This window comes from Pseudoselenomonas ruminantium (genome assembly GCF_900113715.1).
Classification (GTDB): Bacteria; Bacillota; Negativicutes; order Selenomonadales; family Selenomonadaceae; genus Selenomonas_A; species Selenomonas_A caprae.
Genome location: NZ_FOQK01000005.1, coordinates 145018 through 152603, shown reverse-complemented (window position 1 = coordinate 152603; position 7586 = coordinate 145018). Strand labels below are relative to the sequence as shown.

Annotated in this window: 5 protein-coding genes; 4 read left to right on the top strand and 1 reads right to left on the bottom strand. The window is 53.9% G+C overall.

Features of this window, described 5'->3' with window-relative positions; all coding sequences use genetic code 11:
• Positions 1–258: IS3 family transposase (locus BM181_RS04275; RefSeq protein WP_143092108.1), on the top strand; the 258-nt coding region annotated here is incomplete at its 5' end.
• 120 nt (positions 259–378) lie between these two features.
• Here BM181_RS04275 and nadE read toward each other — a convergent pair.
• Positions 379–2268, bottom strand: a complete 1890-nt coding sequence (gene nadE / locus BM181_RS04270; RefSeq protein ID WP_075442574.1) for an NAD(+) synthase — start codon at positions 2266–2268, stop codon at positions 379–381.
• Positions 2269–2482: 214 nt separating this feature from the next.
• On the opposite strand from nadE, the gene thrC reads away from it, so the two are divergent.
• From thrC to BM181_RS04255, 3 genes are all read left to right on the top strand, one after another.
• Positions 2483–3994, top strand: a complete 1512-nt coding sequence (thrC, locus tag BM181_RS04265; protein WP_075442573.1) for a threonine synthase — start codon at positions 2483–2485, stop codon at positions 3992–3994.
• A 234-nt stretch (positions 3995–4228) separates the two neighbouring features.
• Positions 4229–5845, top strand: coding sequence for a phosphoenolpyruvate carboxykinase (ATP) (gene pckA / locus BM181_RS04260; RefSeq protein ID WP_075427947.1), 1617 nt, complete (start codon positions 4229–4231; stop codon positions 5843–5845).
• Between the two features lie 128 nt (positions 5846–5973).
• Positions 5974–7578 carry a DUF4127 family protein gene (locus BM181_RS04255; RefSeq protein ID WP_256211290.1) on the top strand — a complete coding sequence of 535 codons (1605 nt, stop codon included), beginning with the start codon at positions 5974–5976 and terminating at the stop codon, positions 7576–7578.
• The last annotated feature ends 8 nt before the right edge of the window (positions 7579–7586 follow it).

Genomic DNA, 7586 nt, shown 5'->3' with positions numbered 1-7586 from the left:
TTCCGCGCCAAAATTGAACAGGCTGGTATGACACAAAGCATGTCCCGTGTAGCACATTGCCTAGACAATGGCCCCATGGAAGGCTTCTGGGGTATCTTGAAGCGCGAGATGTACTACAGGCGCAGATTTACTTCCCGGCAAGAGTTGGTTGAGTCAATTGAGGAATATATAAGATATTACACTTATGACAGACCACAGCGTCATTTAGGCATACGAACCCCAAGTGAGTACCACGAAAAACTGGTTGGAGTTGCATGAAAAAAGCTGCTCGCATTAGTTGCGAGCAGCAATGAATATTTTTATTTTTTTACCTGTCCACTTGACGGGGAGCACACCAAGCTGGATAAGCCCGTGGCTTTTTCGGTTGTGTCATGCTGGTCAGCGAGCAAGCAGCTGCGCTTTGAGCTCGCGATAGCGGCGCGTATAGTAGGGGCCGTTCTGGGCTTCGCGGTGGTCGAAGCCATAGGCGCGGCGGCTGACGGCCAGGATTGGCGGTGCCTGGATGCGCTTGGCGATCGCCATGCCGCAGAAGAGATTCCACCAGCGTTCGAGGTCGGCGATGAAATCGGCAGCCGTAGGGAAGTACTTGGCGACGAGGCCTGGCGCACAGCCGAGGTTTTCTTCGACGGTGCCAGCTGCATACCATTCGAGGATGTCCTGCGGCGCAGCTTTTTCCCAGCGCTCGATGAATGAGCGGAACAGATAGTCATGGTATGGATATTTGATGGGGTCGCCCTTGCCCTCGTCGACGTTCTGGGCACTGGAGAGCTCTGCGCTGGGCACGATGTCGATGATGCCTTGGGGCACGACTTCGCGGCCATAGACTTCTTCGTTCATATAGTAGGCCAGTGCGTAGACCTGATGTTTCCAGAGGTCAGCCAGTGCAGCGAGGAAGCCCGACTGGTCGCCGTAGAGCGTTGAGTAGCCGACCGTTGTTTCGGCTTTGTTGGCATTGCAGGTAAAGCCGCCGCCGAAGGCTGCTGCGGCACCTGCGAGCACGCGGGCGCTGCGGTCGCGCGCCTGGATGTTCTCGGTGACAAACGAAGAAACGGTGAGATTGCTGATGCTGCCGTCGGCCAGATATGTCATCAGCGTGTGCTCGAGCTGGTCAACCGTGTGGTCGACGGACTGCTGGATCGGGACAATCATGTACTGGCAGCCGAGGTTGTTGGCCAGCTGCTGGGAGAGTCCCTTGGTGGTCGCGGAGTTGAAGACACTCGGCATGTTGACGAGCAGCAGGTTCTCAGGGCCGATGATCTTGGCGTAGAGGGCAGCGGCGACCGCTGAGTCGATGCCGCCCGAGATGCCGATGACGACTTTTTTCATATGGATGTTTTCGAGGAAGCGTTTGACGCCGTAGTGGAGTGCGCGATAGATATGCGCGATGTCTTTTTCCGTTGACTTGTCAACTGGCTTTGACTTGTCAATCTGCCCCATATCGATAAGGGCCAGGTTTTCCTGGTATTCTGGTGCGACGGCAACGACATGGCCCTGGGCGTTGTACGCCGTACTTGACCCGTCAAAGGTGTAGATGGTCTTGCCGTTGTTCTGCAGGCCGATGGCATTGACATAGAAGAGCGGGACCCCGGCCTGCTGGGCCTGTGCCCCGAAAACGCGATTGCGCTTGTCGTTCTTGCCGAGGGTATAGGGCGAGGCCGAGATGTTGACAAAGAAGTCAGGCTTGTGGCGGCCAAGCAGCGTAAATGGTTCCAGCTCGTAGTTATCGCCCCAGCCATCTTCGCAGAGCAGGCAGCCGATGCGGCAGCGCTGCCCTTTGATTTTGACCGTCACTGGTGAGAGCAGCTGGTCAGGGGTGGTGCCGAGCTCGCGGGCGAGCTTCTGCAGGCTGAAGAAGTGACGGGTATCGTCAAACTCCCGGTAGTTGGGCATCAGGGTCTTGATGACGTATGGATACGGCATGTTGTCAGGCTGGATGAGCTTGCCGTCCTGTGCTGTGAACAGGGCGTTGTATTTGCGGACGCGGCCGTCGTTGTTCTTTTTTGACCAGTCAACTGCGATGTTGCCGAAGATGACCGTGATGCCCGTCGAGGCAGCGATGATATCCTGGCCATAGCTTTCGCAATCCTTGAGGAACGAGGACTGCTCCCAGGTGTCGCCGAGCAGGTAGCCGGGAACAGCCATTTCAGGGAAGATGACGATATCGGCGCCTTGTTCTTTGGATTCAGCGATCATGGCAAGGATTTTGGCGGTATTCTGGTCAGGATGGCCCGGGATGACTTCCATCTGGCCCATAGCAATTTTCAACAAGGGTAAAACACTCCTTAATAATTACATAACTCAGTATAAATCATGTAATTTTAAAATATAATGTAAAATATCGAGAAAAAAGTTTTTTCTCAGCCGACAATCTTATATTTTCTATAGGATTCGCCTTTCATATATGATATAATAAACCTCGAATACAGTCTAGAACCAATTTCTGACGGATGTCAGGCGCAAAAGATGAGCAGTTTATAATAGTATGGAAAAGAAAGAGGCGGTTGATTTGAAATATAGCAGCACGAGAGGCAATGGCGTGAAACTTGACTCGGCGCAGGCCATTATCCAGGGACTCGCAGCGGATGGCGGCTTGTTCGTGCCCGATAGCATGCCAAAGGTTGATGCAGCATTCATCGCATCGCTAGGGGAGCTGAGCTATGAAGAGCGCGCGGCCAAAGTGCTGGGACTGTTCCTTACGGATTATACGGCTGATGAGATTGCAGGCTGTGTTGCGCGGGCTTATGGCAATCATAAATTCGATGCGGCAATGCGCGCTCCAGTCAGGATATTCGACGATCTTGGCGTACTTGAGCTTTGGCATGGCCCGACGAGTGCGTTCAAGGACATGGCCCTGCAGCTTTTGCCGCAGCTCATGAGCACGGCCCTCAAGAAGACTGGCGAGCAGGATAAGGTATTGATTCTTGTGGCTACTTCCGGTGATACGGGGAAGGCAGCGCTTGAGGGGTTTTGCGATGTCGATCAGATAAAAATCATGGTATTCTATCCCGAGGGCGGTGTCAGCCGTATCCAGCAGCTCCAGATGCTCACGCAGGAAGGGGCGAATGTCAATGTCACGGCGGTACGCGGCAATTTCGATGATGCCCAGAGCGGCGTCAAGAGCATCTTCAGCGACAAGGCCTTCAACGAGGAGCTCGGGAAGAAAGGTGTCAAACTTTCCTCGGCCAACTCCATCAATTGGGGTCGTCTTGTGCCGCAGATCGTCTACTATTTCAGTGCCTACGCAGATCTTGTCAAGGCAGGCAAGATCGAGGCGGGGGATGAAATCAACTTCACGGTGCCGACAGGCAACTTCGGCGATATCCTGGCAGGCTTCTATGCCAAGTGCATGGGGCTGCCGGTCCATAAGCTGATTTGTGCCTCGAATGCGAACAACGTCCTGACAGATTTCCTGCGCACCGGTGTCTATGACCGCAACCGCGATTTCTACAAGACGATTACGCCGTCGATGGATATCCTGATTTCGAGTAACCTCGAGCGTCTGCTCTATCATATGACTGGCGATACGGCCAGGGTTGCCGGCTGGATGCAGGAGCTCTCGGCAACGGGCCGCTATGATATCGGCGCAGAGCTGCTGCAGAAGATCCAGCAGACCTTCTGGGCGGACTGGACAAGCGATGCGGATACCAAGGAACTCATCGGCCGTGTCTACAAAGACAAGCATTATGTGCCGGATACGCATACGGCCGTGGCTTGGAAGGTGGCGGAGAATTATCAGCAGGCGACGGGGGATGACCGCTATATGGTCATCGCCTCGACGGCAAGTCCGTATAAATTCAACGGCAGTGTGCTTGAGGCACTGGGCGTGGATACTGCAGGCCTTGATGAGTTCGCGATGCTGGATAGGCTCCAGGAACTCAACGACGATCCGACGCCGCAGGGCTTGGCATCCTTGCGCACCAAGGCGCAGCGCCATGATGATGTCTGTGCATGCGAGGGCATGCGCCAGGCAGTGCTGGCCTTTGCTGAGGCATGATAGAATGATATGAACACGAGAAACGCAGTGGGAACAATAGCAATCCATACTGCGTTTTTCGTTTGTTTTATTTTGTTGACAAACAATTTCGATAAATGCCATTTTTAAAATTTTACCATGCAAATAGTTGACATTTATGGAAAAATAAGCTAATATAATATTCGTGGTAAGGAAAGTGAAGTGTGAAAACCTTATCAACAGTTAATACATTTTATGAAAGAGGTTGAATGTAAAATGGCAAACATCGATCTTACTCAGTATGGAATCACGGGCACGACGGAAATTCTTCACAACCCTTCGTATAAGACGTTGTTCGAGGAAGAGACCAAAGAAGGTCTGACTGGTTTTGAAATCGGCCAGATTTCGGAGCTCGGTGCAGTAAACGTCAAGACGGGTATCTTCACGGGCCGTTCCCCAAAAGATAAATTCATCGTCGATGATGAGACCTCCCATGACACCGTTTGGTGGGATTCTGAGGCTTATCATAACGATAACCACCGTGCGACGAAAGAAGCTTGGGAAGCTTGCAAAGAAATCGCCAAGAAAGAGCTCTCCAACAAGAAGCTCTATGTTGTCGATGCTTTCTGCGGCGCCAACAAGGATACGCGCATGGCTGTACGCTTCATCGTTGAGGTTGCTTGGCAGGCTCACTTTGTTACGAACATGTTCGTAAAACCGACGGAAGAGGAGCTGGCAAACTTCAAGCCGGACTTCACGGTTTACAACGCTTCCAAGGCAAAAGTCGAGAACTTCAAGGAGCTTGGCCTCCATTCCGATACGGCTGTCGTCTTCAATCTGACGAGCCGCGAGCAGGTCATCATCAACACCTGGTATGGCGGTGAGATGAAGAAGGGTATGTTCTCCATGATGAACTACTTCCTGCCGCTCAAGGGCATCGCTGCTATGCATTGCTCGGCAAACACGGACAAGGAAGGCAAGAACACGGCTATCTTCTTCGGCCTCTCCGGCACGGGCAAGACGACGCTGTCCACGGATCCGAAACGCCTGCTGATCGGTGACGATGAGCACGGCTGGGACGATGAGGGTATCTTCAACTTCGAGGGTGGCTGCTATGCAAAGGTCATCAACCTCGATATGGAGTCGGAGCCGGACATCTATGGCGCAATCAAGCGCAATGCACTGCTTGAGAACGTTGTCCTTGACGAAAAAGGCAAGATTGACTTTGCGGATAAGAGCATCACGGAGAACACGCGTGTATCGTATCCTATCGACCATATCAAAGGAACGGTCAAAGGCTTTGTCAACGATCGCAGCGCTGCACCGGCTGCCAAGAGCGTTATCTTCCTTTCGGCTGATGCCTTTGGTGTCCTGCCGCCGGTTTCCATCCTGACGCCGGAGCAGATGCAGTATTACTTCCTGTCTGGTTTCACGGCAAAACTTGCTGGTACGGAGCGCGGCATCACGGAGCCGACCCCGACGTTCTCGGCTTGCTTCGGACAGGCGTTCCTCGAACTCCATCCGACGAAGTACGCACAGGAGCTCGTAAAACGCGTCAAAGCCAATGGCACGAAAGCATATCTTGTCAACACGGGCTGGAATGGCACGGGCAAACGCATCTCCATCAAGGATACGCGTGGTATCATTGATGCCATCCATAGCGGTGCTATCGCCAATGCACCGACGAAGAAGATCCCGTTCTTCGGCCTCGAAGTCCCGACGGAGCTTGAGGGTGTAGATACGAACATCCTCGATCCGAAAAACACGTATGCTGATCCGGCTGAGTGGGAAAAGAAAGCCAAAGAACTGGCATCGATGTTCATCAAGAACTTCGATAAATACACGACGAACGAAGCAGGCAAGGCTCTTGTCGCTGCAGGCCCGCAGCTCTGATTCATTCGCTGACACGGATATATCTTCACCTATGGGAGGAACCTCTGAGCGAGGTTCCTCTTTTTTAGGTATTTTTAAAATTTTTGCTGTATAATAAGAATAGTATGGATAGAAAAGGGAGTGATTCGATGAAAATCAAGGCTATGATGCTGAGCGGACTGCTCATCACGGCGCTGCAGGCTTGTTCACTGAGCGGCGCTGCGGCTGCTGGCAAGGGGCGGCTCGTTTTCATCCCCCACGACAACCGGCCGATTTCCTGTGAGGATACGGCTGATGTCGCACGGGCTGCGGGCTATGAGGTTGTCATACCGCCTCAGGAGCTCTTGAGCGGTGGCGTGGATAAGCCAGGCGATCCGGATAAGCTTTGGCAGTGGGCGAAGGAGAATGTCCGCGGCGCTGATGCCGCCATGTTCTCCTCAGACTCGATGGTCTATGGCGGCCTGGTGCCGTCGCGGAAGCATGAGCTTGAGGAACAGACGCTGGCCGCGCGTGTGCAGGAATTTGCCCAGCTGCGGCAGGAGAATCCGCGTCTCAAGCTCTATGTGTTTGATTCCATCATGCGCACGCCGAAGAGCGGCATGTATTCGGGCAATGCGGAGCCAGCATATTATCAGCCGTATGGTGCGGATATCTTCCAGTACTCGGCTCTGGCTGATAAGAAGTCGCTGCAGGGGCTCACTGCAGAAGAGGAGCAGGCCATGGCGCAGCATGAGCAGGCCGTGCCGCAGGAAGTCTGGCAGGATTGGCGCGCGCGCCGTGCCAAGAACGTCAAGGTCAGCGAGCAGCTGGTCGATCTGACACGTCAAGGTGTCATCGATTATCTGGTAGTCGGCAAGGATGACAACGCGCCATATTCGCAGACCCACCACGAAGGCCTTCTGCTGGAGGATTACGGTAAAGGGCTGCCAGATACGCGCTATCAGGTGCTGGCTGGTATCGATGAGTTTGGCGCGCTGCTGCTCAGCCGCGCAGTCAATGATGCGGAGAAGGAGATCCCGTTCATCTATGTCCAGTACAACAAGGGCAAAGGTGCGGATACGGTGCCGGGGTATTCGGACACGCGCATCGATGCTACCATCCGCGCTTCGGTGCGCACAGCTGGCGGTCTGGTCGTGAATACGCCGGAGCGCGCAGATTTCGTGCTGCTGGTCAATACGAATGAGGATGGACGTACCGGTGAGGCGAACCTTGTGACGGCGGCCAAGGGGAATCTGGCCAACAATGGTGTGGATCGCGGCACCACGAAGTATTTCACGCAGCAGGTCAACGATTATGTAGCTGCGGGCAAGGTTGTGGGCATTGCAGACATTGCCTTTGCCAATGGTGCCGATAACGCGCTGCTCAAATCCCTGCAGGCTGGCGGCCTCCTCTATAAGATCCGTGCCTATGCGGGCTGGAATACGCCGACGAACAGCACGGGCTTTGTCATCGCGACGGGGCTCCTTTCGGGCCGGATGCCGGATGATGCCTGTGACAACCTGCTGACCAAACGTTATCTGGATGACTGGGGCTATCAGGCCAACGTCCGCACAAAGATGGCGGCCAGCATCGCCGGCTTCCGCCGCTGGGATGTATACAGCAATATGGGAAGCTATGAGACGGGCATCGTGAACCGCATCAATACGCTGATGCGCGAGTTTGCGGTCAAGAACCTGCCTCCCTATGCTGCTTTGGAAAACCTTCGGGTCACGCTGCCGTGGCATCGCATGTTTGAGGCTAAGTTCAACTACTGAGCAAAAAA